Source organism: Providencia sp. PROV003, from assembly GCF_045040775.1.
In the GTDB taxonomy this organism is placed as follows: Bacteria; Pseudomonadota; Gammaproteobacteria; order Enterobacterales; family Enterobacteriaceae; genus Providencia; species Providencia huashanensis.
The window spans coordinates 2,797,862-2,815,368 of the sequence record NZ_CP096369.1 but is presented as its reverse complement, the minus strand read 5'-3'; the positions used below and the strand labels follow the sequence as shown (position 1 = coordinate 2,815,368).

At 34.9% G+C, this 17,507-nt stretch carries 18 protein-coding genes and 2 pseudogenes; 15 read left to right on the top strand and 5 right to left on the bottom strand.

The window, feature by feature from the left end; translation table 11 throughout:
• Positions 1-307: 307 nt before the first annotated feature.
• A complete protein-coding gene (locus M1F14_RS12865; RefSeq protein WP_042843491.1) occupies positions 308-517 on the top strand; it encodes a hypothetical protein in 210 nt (69 codons plus the stop codon).
• Between the two features lie 246 nt (positions 518-763).
• Entirely contained in the window at positions 764-1,078 is a 315-nt protein-coding gene (locus M1F14_RS12860; protein ID WP_042843490.1) for a BON domain-containing protein, read from the top strand.
• A 742-nt stretch (positions 1,079-1,820) separates the two neighbouring features.
• Here M1F14_RS12860 and M1F14_RS12855 read toward each other — a convergent pair.
• Positions 1,821-2,237, bottom strand: a complete 417-nt coding sequence (locus M1F14_RS12855) for a hypothetical protein (RefSeq protein WP_042843488.1) — start codon at positions 2,235-2,237, stop codon at positions 1,821-1,823.
• A 762-nt stretch (positions 2,238-2,999) separates the two neighbouring features.
• On the opposite strand from M1F14_RS12855, the gene M1F14_RS12850 reads away from it, so the two are divergent.
• The 6 genes from M1F14_RS12850 to M1F14_RS12825 all read left to right on the top strand — a co-directional run bounded on the left by M1F14_RS12850 (position 3,000) and on the right by M1F14_RS12825 (position 8,735).
• Complete coding sequence (locus M1F14_RS12850) at positions 3,000-3,698, top strand: N-acetylmannosamine-6-phosphate 2-epimerase (protein ID WP_048607385.1); 699 nt, start codon at positions 3,000-3,002, stop codon at positions 3,696-3,698.
• Positions 3,695-4,564, top strand: coding sequence for an N-acetylmannosamine kinase (locus tag M1F14_RS12845; RefSeq protein ID WP_048607387.1), 870 nt, complete (start codon positions 3,695-3,697; stop codon positions 4,562-4,564). The genes M1F14_RS12850 and M1F14_RS12845 overlap by 4 nt, the downstream gene beginning before the upstream one ends.
• Before the next feature lie 51 nt (positions 4,565-4,615).
• Positions 4,616-6,106 (top strand): sodium:solute symporter, encoded by a 1,491-nt coding sequence (locus M1F14_RS12840; RefSeq protein WP_131680730.1) that lies wholly within the window; start codon positions 4,616-4,618, stop codon positions 6,104-6,106.
• Positions 6,107-6,118: 12 nt separating this feature from the next.
• On the top strand, positions 6,119-6,592 hold the full coding sequence (gene nanQ, locus M1F14_RS12835) for an N-acetylneuraminate anomerase (protein WP_129466003.1): 474 nt from the start codon (positions 6,119-6,121) through the stop codon (positions 6,590-6,592).
• Positions 6,593-6,784: 192 nt separating this feature from the next.
• Positions 6,785-7,672 carry a MurR/RpiR family transcriptional regulator gene (locus M1F14_RS12830; protein ID WP_042843482.1) on the top strand — a complete coding sequence of 296 codons (888 nt, stop codon included), beginning with the start codon at positions 6,785-6,787 and terminating at the stop codon, positions 7,670-7,672.
• Between the two features lie 172 nt (positions 7,673-7,844).
• The gene (locus M1F14_RS12825) at positions 7,845-8,735 is read left to right on the top strand and encodes a dihydrodipicolinate synthase family protein (RefSeq protein WP_129466004.1); all 891 of its coding nucleotides are present in this window, start codon (positions 7,845-7,847) and stop codon (positions 8,733-8,735) included.
• Between the two features lie 112 nt (positions 8,736-8,847).
• On the opposite strand, the gene M1F14_RS12820 is transcribed toward M1F14_RS12825, so the two are convergent.
• Entirely contained in the window at positions 8,848-9,306 is a 459-nt protein-coding gene (locus tag M1F14_RS12820) for an Hsp20 family protein (RefSeq protein WP_042843480.1), read from the bottom strand.
• Positions 9,307-10,464: 1,158 nt separating this feature from the next.
• On the opposite strand from M1F14_RS12820, the gene M1F14_RS12815 reads away from it, so the two are divergent.
• Positions 10,465-11,457, top strand: coding sequence for a hypothetical protein (locus tag M1F14_RS12815; protein ID WP_042843477.1), 993 nt, complete (start codon positions 10,465-10,467; stop codon positions 11,455-11,457).
• Positions 11,458-11,623: 166 nt separating this feature from the next.
• On the opposite strand, the gene M1F14_RS12810 is transcribed toward M1F14_RS12815, so the two are convergent.
• Positions 11,624-11,845 carry a hypothetical protein gene (locus M1F14_RS12810; protein ID WP_131680731.1) on the bottom strand — a complete coding sequence of 74 codons (222 nt, stop codon included), beginning with the start codon at positions 11,843-11,845 and terminating at the stop codon, positions 11,624-11,626.
• Positions 11,846-13,031: 1,186 nt separating this feature from the next.
• On the opposite strand from M1F14_RS12810, the gene M1F14_RS12805 reads away from it, so the two are divergent.
• Positions 13,032-13,187 (top strand): hypothetical protein, encoded by a 156-nt coding sequence (locus M1F14_RS12805; protein WP_162762176.1) that lies wholly within the window; start codon positions 13,032-13,034, stop codon positions 13,185-13,187.
• Positions 13,188-13,522: 335 nt separating this feature from the next.
• The gene (locus M1F14_RS12800; RefSeq protein WP_165568286.1) at positions 13,523-13,771 is read left to right on the top strand and encodes a tetratricopeptide repeat protein; all 249 of its coding nucleotides are present in this window, start codon (positions 13,523-13,525) and stop codon (positions 13,769-13,771) included.
• 80 nt (positions 13,772-13,851) lie between these two features.
• Here M1F14_RS12800 and M1F14_RS12795 read toward each other — a convergent pair whose 3' ends face one another.
• On the bottom strand, positions 13,852-13,974 hold the full coding sequence (locus M1F14_RS12795) for an antitermination protein (protein WP_230683866.1): 123 nt from the start codon (positions 13,972-13,974) through the stop codon (positions 13,852-13,854).
• A 45-nt stretch (positions 13,975-14,019) separates the two neighbouring features.
• Between M1F14_RS12795 and M1F14_RS12790 the strand changes: the two are divergent.
• Positions 14,020-14,148 (top strand): annotated as a pseudogene (locus tag M1F14_RS12790) (integrase); the annotation flags it as partial.
• Between the two features lie 182 nt (positions 14,149-14,330).
• On the opposite strand, the pseudogene M1F14_RS12785 reads toward M1F14_RS12790, so the two are convergent.
• Positions 14,331-14,495 (bottom strand): annotated as a pseudogene (locus tag M1F14_RS12785) (isocitrate/isopropylmalate family dehydrogenase); the annotation flags it as partial.
• 151 nt (positions 14,496-14,646) lie between these two features.
• Between M1F14_RS12785 and M1F14_RS12780 the strand changes: the two are divergent.
• From M1F14_RS12780 to M1F14_RS12770, 3 genes are all read left to right on the top strand, one after another.
• Positions 14,647-14,805, top strand: a complete 159-nt coding sequence (locus tag M1F14_RS12780; protein ID WP_336297810.1) for a DinI-like family protein — start codon at positions 14,647-14,649, stop codon at positions 14,803-14,805.
• Positions 14,806-14,907: 102 nt separating this feature from the next.
• Positions 14,908-15,837: a lipopolysaccharide core biosynthesis protein RfaZ gene (locus tag M1F14_RS12775; RefSeq protein WP_181468521.1), complete on the top strand. Its 930-nt coding sequence runs from the start codon at positions 14,908-14,910 to the stop codon at positions 15,835-15,837.
• Between the two features lie 110 nt (positions 15,838-15,947).
• Positions 15,948-17,486, top strand: coding sequence for a phosphoethanolamine transferase (locus tag M1F14_RS12770; RefSeq protein ID WP_181468522.1), 1,539 nt, complete (start codon positions 15,948-15,950; stop codon positions 17,484-17,486).
• Positions 17,487-17,507 lie beyond the last annotated feature (21 nt).

Genomic DNA, 17,507 nt, shown 5'->3' with positions numbered 1-17,507 from the left:
ATAGTTTCCAAGCTCTATTGCTTGCACCATTAAAAGTAACGCAACAGCCGATAAAACCTAATTTACGTTTATATGCTCTTTATAATCAAAATAGCCAATAGTAACCGTTACCAAAAAATTGGTATTCAGCCACCCGTAAATGGTGTTATCCATACAGTGTAAAACTTGTTTTTTCGTACTTATTTTAATTCTCCCCTCCTTTTTGTTACAATATCTAACCCTTTGTTAAGGAAATACAAGTTTACTTAACGTAGATTATTTAAGTAATTATTAAATAATCAAGCTATATTATAAAAAAGGTGAACTCATGCGTTTTAACCTAACACAAATAAATATTTGTGGAGAAAACACAAAAATTGTTGGTTTAAACATAACGTTAATTGGGGATGACAACTCAACTCATAGTTTCAAAATAGATATCAAGGGGTTGGATACCATGAATTTAACATTAAGGGATATAGAAAAACATGCTATTAAACAGGCTAAGCATAGTTTTGAACACTGCTCCAATGGTTAGCTTACTCCTTGACATTGATAACTATAAACTGATCAACAAATATAAAATATTAATATATTAGTTTACTGTAATCAAAAACATAAAAAATTCTCATGAAATTTTGCCATAATTATAGTCATCAATTATATTTAACAATGTTATCTGTGTTCTTAGTTTTAACAAAAGTATAAAGTGTTGTACATTTACTCTGTATCACATCAAAACCAATGCAAAACTGATGTTACTTACTGATAAGGGGAAGTTGATATGAAAGCCTTCAAAGCAATATCATCTATACTGGTCGTTATCTTTATGGGCATTACATTAACAGCTTGTGCACCATCGTCTAAAAGTGAAGGCACTGGCGGCTATATTGATGATACGGTCATAACCACAAAGGTAAAATCAGCTTTACTTGCTGAAAAAAACTTAAAATCAACGCAAATTAGTGTAGAAACATTTAAAGGGCAAGTCCAACTCAGTGGTTTTGTTAACTCTCAAGCAGATGTCAATAAAGCGATTGAAACAACAAGAAAAGTTGCTGGGGTACAATCTGTTATTAACTCTATGAAAATTCGCTAATTACAAACAATAAATGCCTCTTTTAAAGAGGCATTTATTGATATCGTATTCATATTTAATGAGCAAATATGAGAGACACAAAGATAAAACCTATATTTATTATCGCTAACTTTTATGTATTATCGCCTAAACTTTAGAACTATCTCATTAATAAAACCACTATCCTTCATATGAAGGAACCCCAGCAAACTCATTCAATATCTAAGTCTAAGTCTATTTTGCTAAGACCTTCCCCCTCAATGGGGGCAAAAATAGGCAGGTAAATTATATTCTTAATATAAATAGGGTATAAACCTATTCTAACATTACAAAAAAAACCAATTTTGTATTAGTAATGCGGATAGTGAAATAACGACAGCAGTCAAAGAATACTGCAGTACAACCATAAAACTAAGAAATTTACCAACATTTTTCACTAAACTGCATCCATTATAAAAAATATATCTAGATATTATAATGCAAATTTAAGATTGTTCATAACGATTATAAGCTTATTTTCGCCCTATTTCTTTGGTTCAATAACCCATCCCATCCTAGGGAACCATTTTTAGTTTGTAATATACCGGTTTCTCATCTTTTCCAGAGAGTTTCTCTCCCCCAGCCTACAAATGAGCCTTGTTATATTTTTGCTTGAATGATAAACAATAAATAGACGCTAAATTTAACAAGATACGACTTTTTCTCAGGACTTAGAACCATAAGCTGTCTCCTACCCCCTAAATTAAGAGGTAAAATGGCGCATTTACGCATGGCAAAATAGTTTCCAGACATCATCAATTCGTTCAGATAGTAAGGCATTATCACCACCCTCTATAATAGGAAAAGATAGAAGAATTAACCCCTTAGGTGGCTCATATACTTTGACAACGAAACGTTTAAACCCATCTGGTAGATCATCATTATTAAACATAAAAACCTCACCACAGATATAGCCTAAACGCCCCCCGTTTTGTGTTTTTTTACTGAAAAAATATTCCATATTCCTAAAGTTAGCGGCATCTGGATATGCTAATACGTTAGCAACATTGATTTTAGACTGTTCAATAGGGTCAAAATTTATCGTTTTAGTCATTGATATACCAAAAATAAATGATATCACCATTAGAAAAATAATAATGATTGCTCTTAATATAGATACCTTACCAAGCTTAAATTTCATCCTACTTTCCTAACTTCTAATTAAATAACAGTGAGAATATGAATAGAATAGCAAAACTTTTATTTTAAGCTAGGTTTCACTGACTATATTGACGACCCAATATCCATATTAAATGTAACAATTATTGTTAAATATAATAATTAATTAAAAACCAATACTATTATGAGTAGTATTGGTTTTTCTTCAAATGTTATAACTGTTCGACATCCTGTTAAACTTGTCATAAAGCTAGGTTATTATACCTTTCAAAAATACAGCATGTGTTGTGAGTAAAAATTAAGCTATTAAATCGCTGTATTCTAGGAACCTAAGCGATGACTAGAACTGTTGGTTTAACCCCAGCCCTAGTTTCACGCAAGCTATAAGTGAAGTTATTTTTCTTATCTAAACAACTAAAATTTCGTCAATGTTTAACGCTTTCAATTGATATTCGTGAGCATACATTACGTTGTTAACCTCAATTCTCACGTTATATCTTTATATGGTTATATCGCTACCTAGAAGCCACCTACCGAATACAACTGTGTATTATTTCAATTTAAAATACGCAATGGTAAAGGGTTGTTGTATTGCCTTAACACATAAAACATATTGAAATATAAGCCAAATAATGTATTTCTCATTTATTGGGTTATTTATCTTGAGCTTATTATTCCGGATTAATATTTGATCTTATTCACAGATTACGACTCTTTCATTTGAGAAACTTAACTCCATAAAATAACATCAATCGGAGTTAAATTTCACAAAAGTGAGCTCAATATGGTCTTAATTGAAAAAATGACTAAAGATATTCAAGAAAAAGGTGGGCTAATTGTATCTTGTCAGCCTGTTGATAATAGCCCAATGAACAAGCCTGAAATTGTGGCCGCAATGGCTCAAGCTGCAGTAAATGCCGGTGCTATCGCAGTACGAATCGAAGGTATAAAAAACCTAAAAGCCACTCGCCCGCTTATTGATGTTCCAATTATAGGTATTGTAAAACGTGATTTACTGGATAGCCCTATAAGGATCACCCCGTGGTTAAGTGATGTCGATGCCTTAGCGCTAGAAGGTGCTGATATCATTGCTTTTGATGGCACCGACCGTCTACGACCAGTTCCTGTCAATGAATTACTCGCTCGCATACATCACTTAGGTAAATTAGCGATGGCCGATTGCTCAAATTTCAATGAAGGGATGTATTGCCATGCATTAGGTACAGAATTTATCGGTTCAACTATGTCAGGCTACACTGGCGGAGAACCTCCCAAATTACCTGACTTACAGCTAGTCACAGCCTTAGCTGAAAACGGCTGCCGTGTCATTGCTGAAGGCCGCTATAACACGCCAATTATTGCAGCGAGAGGCATGCATGCTGGGGCTTGGGCTGTCACTGTCGGTTCGGCATTAACTCGCCTTGAGCACGTCTGTAGTTGGTTTACTCAGGCATTAAAATTACAGCAGGAGTTGGTGAAATGAATATATTATCGATTGATATTGGAGGAACAAAAATTTCGGCTGCATTAATTAACCCAAATAACCAACTCACACAACATACTCAAATAACGACTCCTGCTAGCACTTCACCACGACAACTATATGAAGCATTAAAGCTCATAACCTCACCACTTAAAGCGCATGCTGATGCTGTTGCTGTAGCTTCAACAGGGATCATTTGTGGCGGTATATTGACCGCATTGAATCCTGCTAATTTAGGTGGCTTAAAAGATTTTCATTTGAAACAAACACTTTCCACATTAACTGGTTTACCCTGCTGGATACTAAATGATGCTCAAGCTGCTGCATGGGCTGAATATCATTATCGTCATGAAACCATCTCCGATATGGCATTTATTACCGTATCAACCGGTGTTGGTGGTGGGCTTATTCAACAAGGGAAACTTCAACTCGGAAAGCGAGGTGTTGCAGGCCACCTAGGCCATACCATTGCAGACCCCTACGGACCTATTTGTGGGTGTGGGCGTTATGGGTGTGTTGAAGCCATCGCTTCTGGTCGTGCAATCGCTTCACAAGCTATCGATGAACTTGCTGGTCATGATGCCAAAGCTATTTTTACTGCCTATCACCAGGGAAATAAACAAGCAAAAGAAATTATTCAACGTTCAGCAAATACCATCGCTAATTTAATTGTAGATATTAAAGCAATAACAGATGCCGACTGCGTTGTTCTTGGCGGTAGTGTTGGGTTAGCTAATGGCTATATTGAACTGATTCAAACAACTATTGCACAGCAACCTTCTGCGCTACAAGTACCGGTTTTACCAGCCCACTATCATCATAATGCAGGGCTTTGGGGCGCAGCTCTCTGGGCTAGAGAACAATAAAAAAACTGTCGTACATTTTACCTACTACCTTACATATGGCAGGACTAAAAAATGCAATTACATGATTTTGGTTTCGTTAATTATGCAGTACTGTTTGGTTATTTAGCAGCAATGCTACTTGTTGGTGTTTATTTTTCAAAACGCCAAAAAACAGCAGATGATTATTTCCGTGCAGGTGGCCGAGTTCCAGGTTGGGCTGCTGGGGTTTCTGTTTTTGCAACCACTCTGAGTTCAATTACCTTTATGTCAATTCCAGCAAAAGCTTATACCTCAGACTGGACTTTTATTATTGGTCAATATTTAGCAATCGCCATCTTGCCCTTAGTATTTTATTTTTATATTCCTTTTTTTCGGAAATTAAAAATAACTTCTGCTTATGAATATTTAGAAGCACGTTTTGATATACGCAGTCGTTTATTTGCTAGTTTATCCTTTATGTTATTCCATATAGGTCGAATTGCAATTATCACTTATTTAACTGTACTTGCACTACGTCCTTTTATTGGGATTGACCCTATTATATTAGTTGTCCTTATTAGCCTATTATGTATTATTTATACATGGATGGGCGGCATAGAAGGTGTTATTTGGACTGATGTTATCCAAGGGCTATTACTCTCTGCCGGTGCTGTTTTAATCTTTATTGTGATCTGTTTTAAAGTCGATGGTGGGATAAGTGAAATATATACTGCAACTGCTCAAGCCGATAAATTTTTCCCTGATGCACAATTACGATGGAGCTGGACTGACAGTACTATTCCAGTTTTAATGATAGGTTTTTTATTTGCAAATATTCAACAATTTACTGCAAGTCAGGATGTAGTCCAACGCTACATTGTTACTGATTCTATTGAGCAAACAAAACGCACTTTAATTACTAATGCTAAATTAGTTGCTATTGTTCCTATTTTTTTCTTTGCCATTGGCTCAGCCCTATTTGTCTATTACAAACAAAACCCAAGCTTATTACCTGAAGGTTTTAATACTGGTGGAATTTTGCCCTTATTTATTGTCACAGAGATGCCTATCGGTATTTCAGGGCTAATTATCGCAGCTATCTTTGCCGCCGCACAATCGAGTATATCCAGTAGCTTAAATAGTATTTCAAGTTGTTTTAATTCCGATATTTATATTCGCCTAAGTAAAGTTGAGCGCCTTGCTGAACAGAAAATGAAAATTGCTAGGTTGGTAATTATTATTGCAGGTGTATTTAGCAGCTTAGCGACTATTTGGTTAGTTTTATCTGATGAGTCTGAAATATGGGATGCATTTAATAGTCTAATTGGGTTAATGGGTGGTCCCATGACAGGGCTGTTTATGCTAGGTATTTTTATTAAAAGAGCGAATGCAGGCAGTGCAGTTGCAGGTATTATTGTAAGTATCATTGCGGTATTGGCGACACGTTATGCTAGTGACCTTAACTTTTTCTTCTATGGCGTGATCGGTGCAATGTCAGTGGTTATTGTGGGGGCGGTTACGGCGCCATTTTTCTCAGCTGCGAAACAAGTGTCACTAGATGATAGTGAAATTCACGAAAATTAATAGGAGTTACTTATGTTGTTTGGTCATGTATCCGATGTGGCAACAATGACTGAAATAAACTCAGTCCTACGCAACCTAATCGAAAAAACATTAGCACTCAATCCTGCATCTTTAGAACCGGGAAGCTACCCTATTGATGGTGATAATGCATTTGTCAATGTAATGACATTCGAAACCCAAGGCCGTGAACAAAAGAGTGCTGAATTACATCATCATTATATTGACGTGCAAATATTACTATCCGGTGACGAAGTAATAGATTATGGAATACGAAATTCCGCTAAAAATGTAACACCTTATAATGATGCGGATGACTATCAACTGGCTGATACAATCGAATATTGCCAAACAGTATCGTTAGTACCAAATATGTTTGTCATTTTTATGCCTTATGAACCACATAAACCGGGTATTACTTCAAAAAGAGGAAAAAGCACCGTAAAGAAAGCAGTTATCAAAGTACGCTTAAGTACATTAGCAAATTAATTTAGTCTGCTTTTAACGAAAACACTTTATTTCTAATGTATCAATCAGTTGTCTATTAATACTCTTAGAGTAAAGTGTTTTTATCATCATCACATAATTGTAAACTAAAGGCTTTTTTTAACTGATTATAATTGGTACTCTTATTTGCAGAATTTGTCTCACCTCTCTCTTCTGCAACCAAGGGTAATTTACATGACAACACAGGCAGCTTCCAAACTGAAACCGGGTAAAATACTCGATACGTTAGGGGCGATGAAAAATAGCCTGACGCGTGTTTCTCAGCGCATTGCTGATTACATCTTGTCTCATCCTGTTGAAACGACACAATTTTCCATAGCTCAACTTTCCCAAGCGACAAAAGCAGGTGAAGCCACTGTTGTACGTTTTTGTCGTGCTCTTGGTTATAAAGGCTTCCAAGACTTTAAAATGGACTTAGCGATAGAAATGGCGACATCAGATAGTGAAGAATCGCCAATTTTGGATGCAGAAGTGAGTGAGCAAGATGACATCCACACTATTGGTTTAAAATTACAAGCAACTATCAACAACGTGCTGTCAGAGACCTTGAATTTACTTGATATAAAACAAGTACAGGGGGCAGTAAATGCATTGCTTTCGTCAAATTATATTTTTATTTGTGGTGTCGGCTCCTCGGGGATCACCGCAGAAGATCTGAAAAACAAGCTAATGCGTATTGGCTATCGTGTTGATGCAGCTACCAATAACCATTTTATGTATATGCAAGCGTCCCTCTTAAAACCAGGTGATATCGCCATTGGTATTAGCCATTCGGGTAATTCTCCAGAAACCGTTCATGCATTAAAACTTGCACAACAAGCAGGAGCATGCACAATTGCACTAACACATAATTTAGGATCACAAATTATGGAATATGCTGATTACCATTTGATTAATGGTAATCGCCAAGGGAAATTACAAGGTGACTCCATTGGTACAAAAACGGCGCAATTGTTTGTTTTAGATTTATTGTATACCCTACTTGTTCAAGCTCAGCCTGATATGGTAAAAGAACAAAAACTACGGACACTCAATGCATTAAAGAGCATTAATTCTGCCTAAATTCAATATGCATTTTTATCGGTTTTCAACAGAAATCTGCTAAAGATCACACTTTCATTTTTATCTTCCTTCAACGCGAATTTCGTTATTGCGTTCACAGCTAATGCTCCCTAATATAGAGTTAAACTCCAAATTCAAAAAAATTAAGAAGCTAACCTCCAAAGGACTTATTATGAACAAACTCTCTGGATTAATTGCTGCGCCTCATACACCTTTTGCCGCCAATGGTAGTGTAAACTACCCTGTCATTGATAAAATCGCAGAACATCTTATTGCAAGTGGTGTAAGCGGTGCTTATGTATTAGGAACAACGGGGGAAGGTATTCATTGTTCTGTTGAAGAGCGTAAAAAAGTGGCTGAGCGCTGGGCTAAGGCTAGCCAAGGAAGATTAGAGTTAATTATTCATACTGGTGCATTAAGTATCGCTGACACCATAGACTTGGCTCGTCATGCAGATACATTAGATATTCGTGCCACATCCGTCATTGGTCCTTGCTTCTTTAAACCCAGTAATGTGGATGATTTAGTCGAATATTGTCGTTTAGCCGCTGAGAATGCCCCATCTAAAGGTTTTTATTACTATCACTCTACAATGTCTGGTTTAAACATTGATATGGAGAGTTTTTTACAAGTCGCGGGTACAACTATCCCAAATTTATCTGGTATGAAATTCAACTCTCCTGATATGTATGAATTCCAACGCTGTATACGCGTTAATGAGGGTAAATATGATATCCCATTTGGAGTCGATGAATTCATACCTGCTGGGTTAGCATGTGGCGCATTAAGTGCAGTTGGAAGTACCTATAATTATGCTGCACCCCTCTATCTTGAAATCATTGAAAAATTTAACATAGGTGATTACCAAGGTGTCGCCGCATGTATGGATAAAGTCATTGCAATTATTCGTGTATTAGTGGAATACGGTGGTGTGGCTGCCGGAAAAGTTGCCATGCAATTACATGGTATTGATGTAGGTAACCCGCGTCGCCCGCTACGCCCATTAACTGTAGAACAAAAGGCTAAAGTATTAGAGAAGTTTAAAGCCGCTGATTTCTTATAGTCAGTTTGGTATAAATCAGTGTTGATAAAATAGCCTATACCTTAACATGTTATCAATTAATGAGGGCTACACATAACGTGCAGCCCTGTTGCATCAACATAACTAAGATTGATTATTTATTATCTTTATTCTCAATCGCTATCATTTGTGGTTTCTCTTCTTCTGGCAGTTCATATTCAATATTAATAGCCAGTAACCCACTGGATAGATTAGCTTTCTCTATTTTTACATTTTTACCAAGATCGAATTGCAAAGTGAATTGTCCTTGTGATATTCCACGATGGAGCCATTTTTCATTATCCTCCTGTATTTTTTCCTCTTTTTTCCCCTCTACCAGTAAGCGCCCTCCTTTCAATGATACCGTTAAATCACTTTCCTGATATCCGGGAACGCTAACCGTCAACTCATAATGGTTATCATCAATTTGTTTTAGATTATAAGTCTGGGCTGGTACTGATACAGGCTTACTTCCGGTTAATTGGCTAAATAAGCGATCTATCTGATCAAACCGATTCGACAACATATTGTCAGAAATTGCTGGAAATAGTGAAAAAGGTCTAATGTTAGTCATAATTCCTCCTCCAATATTAATTGAACTAGGGTAAAGGTGACTTACCCACAATATAGATAAGAACGAATTGTCATTTTTCAACCCCATGACATGATTTTTACCTATTTTTATATTATAGAGATGTGAATTCAGGTGAGCCTACCCCGCCTAACGGTATAACTTATATTGAAAGAGAAAGCGCTAAGGGGAATAAGTCTCAAAAAATAACTGATAAATATCATGATGGCAGAGGTAAACAATGGCAAATTCTTACGATTTAAAGCGCCTGTTTTTAGATATCGAGCAGTAAATATCTTTAACCACCCAGACCAAGGACAGGCTAGATTAACTATTGAACAATATAATCAGCAGTCAATATCATTATATTTCCACCATGTCCGTTGCAATCAATCCTGACTACATGTTTTGGTGTCCATGTTGTTAATGTGTACGTGTATTTAAGGTTACTTATTGATGTTAATTTATGCTCCATTGCACCAGACGTATAAATAGCCTCTACTGATAGCTTACATAAGTCATAGTTCATTTTTTCAGCATAAATAAAATCCCAATCACCATAATTAGACCTTTTTGTATCTGCTACTAATGAGTCAATGCTATTGCTCGAATGTGCATTAAAACCAAAGCTAGTAATCATTAGCAAGGTAGTAACTATGTATCCTTTCATCTCACCATCCCATCAATTAGTTTCAATGATATTAGCTTAGAGGGAGTGCAAATTGAAGTTAATTAGTTGGTGGCACATAGTGTGGGAATACAGTAAAAGTGCAATACGTTATTAGAAATATGATGACAATTAACACTGTCACCCCAAGCCAAGAACCCCATGTTTCCTAGGGTAAACATCAACCCGGGAAGTTGGCATTTGGAGCTATAGTCATAGAGCATTTTGCTATAGCAAATATAATAGAGAAATAGATTAAGTACCCAAGCCAATTACGCATATCAATCCCCCTCAGCGTGTAGAGGGTAAATATTAGGATAGATGTAGATTTCAGGCAATAAAAAATTATAAATTACAGTAGCTTAGCTTTAAATTCATAGAGCTAATATTTATTCAAGATAAATTGAAACTGTTTCTGAATTAACCCAATGAATTCATTTTAAATAAGTATATCAATGCAGTATAATGAACTAATTTCTATTAAGAGCGCCCATATGAAACAACAAATCAAGCCAGAGTCAAATGACATTACCCAACCACATTGGCCTACTTTGAAGCTCATATTGAGTTCTTTTATTGTTTTTAGTTTCTACTTAAATTTAGCTGATAAAAGTAAGGTTTCATTTCTTATTGATATTTTCGACTTAACATTAATTCCTATGTTTGTATTTATAGTTGCATTCGTAACGAAAAATACTACGTGGAAATCTTTGAAGTTTAGCTTACTTTCATCCTTTATAATTTACTTAACATTTCAAACAGTTGATGCAATTCCATTGTACTTTTCAGGCGAATTAAGTTTGAAAGTTTATATCCTTGAGCCTCAAAATGGAGTATGGTTTTTTTTAGCCACTCCTGTTTGGCAAGCTTTTTTTTTATTATTACCACCAAGATTAAAATCTAACATTTCAATATTATCTTGTATTTTGATGGTATCATTGGTTCTTTCTTATTTAGCCAACAATTATTTAATTAACTTATCAAAATTTTTCTCTATTATTATATACTTCCCATTCTTTATCATCGCTTATTTTATTAATAATGAAAAAGTATCCTCACTTAGAAAAAAACCTTACTTGATAATTGTAATCAGCACAACCTTGGCTATAGCCGCACTTTATTATGAGGAAAGTATCAATAGATTAATCATAAACAGTACTCACGCTGATTTTTTATCATCTTTTTTTGTTATTTATATTTTAAAATTCTGTATAAGTATAGTTTTAGGTTCTAGTATTATTTATTTCGCTTCATCAACAGATAAATATGCTAAACTATCAAACAATGCTTTAGGTGTTTATTTGATTCATCCTATTATTTGTTTTATTTTTTTACAAACCCTAACTTATTTCCATGTGGAATATAGCTCATTAGTCGTCATACTACTAACGCTATCAACTATCAGCATCGCTCTTTTATTAACCTTTAACTCAACCATTCACTGGTTTATTGAACCTAAGTTAGGTTTCAACAAGTTAACACATTAGTGCTACTTACCCCTTAAAATTCACTAAATTGATAGACTGTATCAATGTAGCCAACCGCAATTTCATTAAAGTGACTATGTGATTTTTTGATGATTTGCGGTGGCTATATACAAAAAAAGACCGTGCAGTGCGTAGCCCTTGGAATATTTTGTTGTTTGAAATGGCGCTATGACTGATTGAGTTCAAGCATTGCATTTATTTTAATAGATAACTGACCATTTTTAACAAAGAACGGGCTCGCAACAAACCCACCACTTGCTGGCTGTTTTAATCCCGTGCTAACCATCAGCCCTTCAATGCGCTTTAGTTGCGCTTCCAACTTGTCTAAGTCAGCGCTATCGACTGAGATCTTTATAGATAGGGTGGCTATTTCTTTTTTATCTGACATGACTGTCTCCATAAATGAAAAAGCCACCAGTGATTAGCTGATGGCTACTTAGAATATTCTTCTAGATGAATAAATATAAATGCATGTTACCGAGTAACAACTAATATTAAAAAAATATATAAAATTAATCCCTAAGTATTCTAATGAAAGAAAATACAGAAGTTATAAGCACTGTAGATAAAGTAAGAACTAACCAGTAATCCAAAGGAAGGTCAAATTTCAGCCACGTATACATAGCATTTATAATATAGACAACCATTGCTATTGAAATGCCAATAAAGAACAACAAAAAGTGTTTATATGTAACCCTTGATTTTATTTGATATCGAATCAATAACACGCAAACAAATAGAACTAAAGTGAAAATTACAAAATTACTCATGTCACTACCTTAAGAGCATCAATTAAATACAGTATAAATGCTCTCAGCAAAATAATCCCATTCTATCTTATCTCTTTATCCTCTTGTACCTATCTCAAATTAAAAAGCCACCAGTAATTAGCTGATGGCTATAAATATTTAACTTATGTATAGTGCTGGTAACTTAAAGCAACTTAGAGATTATATGATTTATGGCTGATGTTTTTTCCGCACTTCTCATCGCTTTCCTTGTTTCGTTTGTTTCTTTCATAGCTATAACGCTTTATATGGATAATAAATATAAAGGCGACACATCTATGTCAGGGTGCTTTAATTCATTCTTTGCTTCATTTTTCATTCCGCTAATTATTTTTATTGCAGTATTTTTGTACAATTTTAGTTTCTATTAAAAGCCCGCTCTAGGCGGGTCATTGTGAATTCTTGTTGTTTGTTTAATATCTAACGGCATATCGCGCATTGATTTAGGTATTTCCCTTTCACCATACTCTTCGGCTATTGCCATTATTTCTCTGTATGGTTTTGCGAGTGGGCAAGCTACAACAGTAATGTTCTGCCCTCCGCTTCCTATGGTGTTAGCTTCATTGTTTCTACTGTCATTACCAGTGCGACTTTCAATGCAGCACTAGTCCACGGCTAACTCTTAATTAAATCTTCTTGTTCATCCACCATTTCCCCCTGCAATTTAATTCATCTCTATTCACTTTCTCAAAAAAAGGTCTACTGCTCAACATACTTAATATATTTGCAATTTAAACACATTAAACTAACTTAATCTAAATTTATTGAGTTTCTATGGGGTAGTATATGATTACTTTTGAAGTCATTTTATGGACTGCTGGTATCTTGGTAATTTCAGCGGTTGCATTCCTTGTGTGGGTAACAATGATAATACTGAGTAACAAAGCTAAGGCAGATGCTCAACGCGAAAACACTAAAAATAAAGTAGAAAATGGTGACTAAATAAAACTAACGCCAGCCATGTCTTCATATTCGTACTCTCTTTCCGCATTTGCTTACACTTAATTCATGTGAAAACTTTGCTAATTATCTATGCTTATAGTGTATTCAAATAGTTTTGATAATTAGCTATTATTTGGCTTTAGTTACATTTATTTTATTCGTTTTTTAAATAGAGGCCTTAAAGACCTTACACGGAAAATTTATGATAAAAATAAAGTATTTGCCAATTATGATGTTTACTTACTCTTTATTTGCAGCAGGTTCGGATCATGATTGCGCTAATCTATCCCCTGAACTCAATATACAAAAAGTATGCGAACAAGCCAAGTGACCCTATGGCACAATTCTATTTGGCAGAAATGTATTTTGAAGGAAAAGGTGTTAGTAAAAATTACTCTAGGGCTATTGAGTGGTATATCAAGTCTGCCAATCAAGGCTATGCAGATGCTCAGCTAGAATTAGGATACCTTTACTATTATGGCGATGTGATTAAACAAGATAAAGACAAAGCTTCTGAATTATTTAAAAAAGCGTGCTTAAACGGCATTGAGGATTATGATGAATTATGCGCCGAATGGCGGTAATACTCATTCTGGTGCTAATTCTGCTTCTGCTGATTCGATATTTTCATTTAAAATAGCCCCTGAGTTAGCACCATAATAATTTATTTCGTTACTTTGCTAAACGCATATTCAGCTACACCCTCTTCAATAAAATATTTGCTCGTTAATTTTTCATAGAACGGCTTCCAGTTTCTGCGCCATGTCCTTTCGTTAAGATCAGGCACTAAATGTCTAATTACACTAAACGCCGCAGATGACGGCACCCGCTTAGGGATCAGACAGATTTGAAGAGGGAAGATGGAACTCCGCCAAGTTTTTATGAGCAACGTTCTTTATCAGAAAGGTTATATAGAGATCAAGGCATCGGTACTAAAACTTTATTGGGCCATAAGAGCTAGGTAATGACAGATAAATATCATGATGATCGAGGATAAAATTGGCAGGTTTTAGCTATAAAATAACGATTATTTTGTAGCCTGTTTTGCAGAAGAGTTTTGCAGGAGTTTTGTAGAGGAATTTTTCAAGGCAAAATAAAACGGGAGTTTTTAGGCTCCCGTTGTTAATTACACCACGTAATAAATTACATGTGTTTAATGATTGCGTCACCGAACTCGCTACATTTCAGTAATTTAGCGCCTTCTAATTGACGTTCGAAGTCATAGGTTACAGTCTTAGCTTCGATTGCGCCTTCCATACCTTTAACGATTAGGTCAGCCGCTTCAGTCCAGCCCATATGGCGCAGCAGTATATTACCAATTAAGCCATATCATATTGATTTTAAATACATTTAAAATTTAATTCTTATCGTTTTAAGTGTTTCAATTATACTTATAACCTGTTGATTTATATCGTAGTGACAAATAGTTTTGGGGAATTCTTTTTGTCTCAATTAAGATTTGCATTTTGATAATTTACTGTATATAAACACACTGCAGGAACAAATTATAAAAAGGATTGGTGACCGGTTCGGTCCATTGAGTTTGCGTATCGCTATGAGTTCATCACAATCACTTACGATTAGCGGCACTAAAACTGATGATGATAAATATTGTTAAACCGCATTTTTCATACGTTGTTCTTATTCAGTAATTTGATACTCTAAATATAAAATTTTCATCATATAAAGTATTACATTTTCATTATTCATGAGCACTCCCATGTCAGAAAACAAGCTTAAAACGTGGTTTTTAAAAACACTTTACAGACTGTTTCACAATAAAAAGTTTCATCATAATAAGAATATTTGGTATTTATTTAATGTTTCTAGAAATCACGATAATGAAATAGTAAAAGTTACGTATAAAAATGAAGAATTAAAAATAAACACATCTCCTATCAGCTCAAAGAAACACAAAAGTTTGATCATAGTGGCTACTGGCCCATCAGTAAATGAGGTACCCAAACATTTCTTTGATCAAGAACAATACGATTTTCTCGGTGTGAATGGCGCGATCGCACTCTCAGAGATCAAATTCAAGTTTTACTGTATCATTGACCAGTCATTTGTTAGCAAAAGGGTCGATTTGGTGCGACAAATTGTTAGCAATGATGAAATAACACTATTTTGCAATTACTTATCTCTGCACGAAATATTAAAGCGCATTGATTTATCAGAAATAAATTGCTCATTTAAGATACTAGATTTAGTCAAAGATGGTATAGGTTATTTATTTTTAGATGAAAAAAAAATAGTTAATGAAAGCCATACATCCGATAACTATCATTGGCTTAATGGCTATGGCTTCTCTTCTGATATGAATAAATTAGTTTTTGACTATGGCACTGTAGCCTACCCAGCATTACAAGTAGGATACTCTATGGGTTACAAACAATTATATTTTGTCGGCTTAGATATGAATAATTTCGATAAACCTCGGTTTTATGAAAATCGTTCAAATATGCTTCCAACATCGTTAAGCCATCATTTCATAATAATACAAAATGCCTTTAATTCAGCATCGCGTTTTCTTACTGAAAAAGGGGTTACCGTTATTAATTTATCTCCTAATAGCGCGATCACTTCTTTTCAAAAAGAAAATATTAATGCGCTAATGAAGAATAAAAATATAAAAAATTCAAATGAGTAAGCAAACCCTCATCACTTGTAGCTATATGTGATTGTCTTGTTTTTACCATTGCAGCACCTCTGCATTAACGCTATGATCACAAAAGATAATTACCTAATGAGATAAGTTAAATGCGCTTTGCGTTACAAAATTTAAAGAAGATTAACATTCTAAATTTCTGTATTTTATTTTTTTTTGTTTGTTTGTCGCATCTTGCCCTCGGGTATGAGTTCAAGGCTATTTATGCATTCGCTGTATTCTTATTATTACTCGCCATAAACGCCAATAAATTTATATACTTAACATCAGTGTTCCTTTTGGCTTTTATCTCTGCAATCTACTACCCAACCGCCATGTTATATGGTGAGCCAAGTTTTAACATTGCTACAGCTATGTTATATACCGATAGAAAAGAATCACTAGAATTCGTTTCTAATATCCCATATTACTATTATGCAGTGTCATTCCTCATATTATTGCTTGGTTATGCTTCAACCCGCTTCAGATTTAAAATTTCAAATAAATTTAGATTAATATTCATTTCAATTTTTGCTGTTATTTTCCTTCAAGCTCCTATCAAGACAGCCATTAGCGATCATCATTTTTCTTTATTAGATACAGGCATTCCTGAAGTTAAATTTTTAAAGCAGTCTGTAGCAGCCATTTCATCAACAATTGAAGAACACAAGCGCATTAGTGAAATGCTAGCTAAAGATGATGATTACCCAAAATTAACCAGCACTGGAGAGTATGATACTTATGTTATTGTTATCGGGGAAAGCGTCAGAAAAGACTTACTACATGCTTATGGGTTTGAATTAGAAAACACACCGTTTCTTGATAAAATAAACGGGAGAATTTTCACTAATTATATCTCAGCTGCACCATCCACTGTTCCGTCTTTAACACACACCATTTCAGAGCATGTAAAAATTCAGAACAACATCATTACCCTCGCTAAAAAAGCCGATTTTTATACCTATTGGATCTCGAATCAAGGCTCTATCAGTGGCGCTGACACGCCTATTGCCAGCATAGGAAAGCGAGCAGATAACCCAATTTTTATCAAAAAAGGCTCCTTCACATCTAATGAGAATGATAACGAACTTATTCCTTATATTAATACAGCCATTAAGCAGCAAGTGAAAGGTAAGAAGTTGATCGTTGTTCACTTAATGGGAAGCCATACCCCTGCCTGTGAAAGAACAAACAATGAGTATGATGAGTTCTATCTTAGCAACCGAGCTTCTTGCTATGTCCAATCAGTGAAGAATACAGATAGCTTACTGCGCAGCATTTACGATGATTTGAAGTTAAGCAATGAGCGATGGTCTATGATGTATTTTGCTGATCACGGCGTCTCTTTCTCAAATAGAGATGTGCCATCTAAGCTCGATTTAATTCACGGTGATGAATACAAAGAAAATTACTCTGTTCCTTTTTTTATAACATCTTACAATGACGTAAATAGAGAATTCATTACAGCACGAGTTAGCGGCATGAACTTCCTTTCGCTCTATTCTGAGTGGCTTGGTATTAATTTGTATCAAAAAGCTAACTGCCAATTTATCTCAAATCAAGACTGCAAATTTAGCAACAGTGTTTTAAATTTTAAAAATAATGCTGTCAGTTTTGATAAATTACCTAATGATATAATTCCTCATCATTAAATATTAAATGGGGCATTGGCC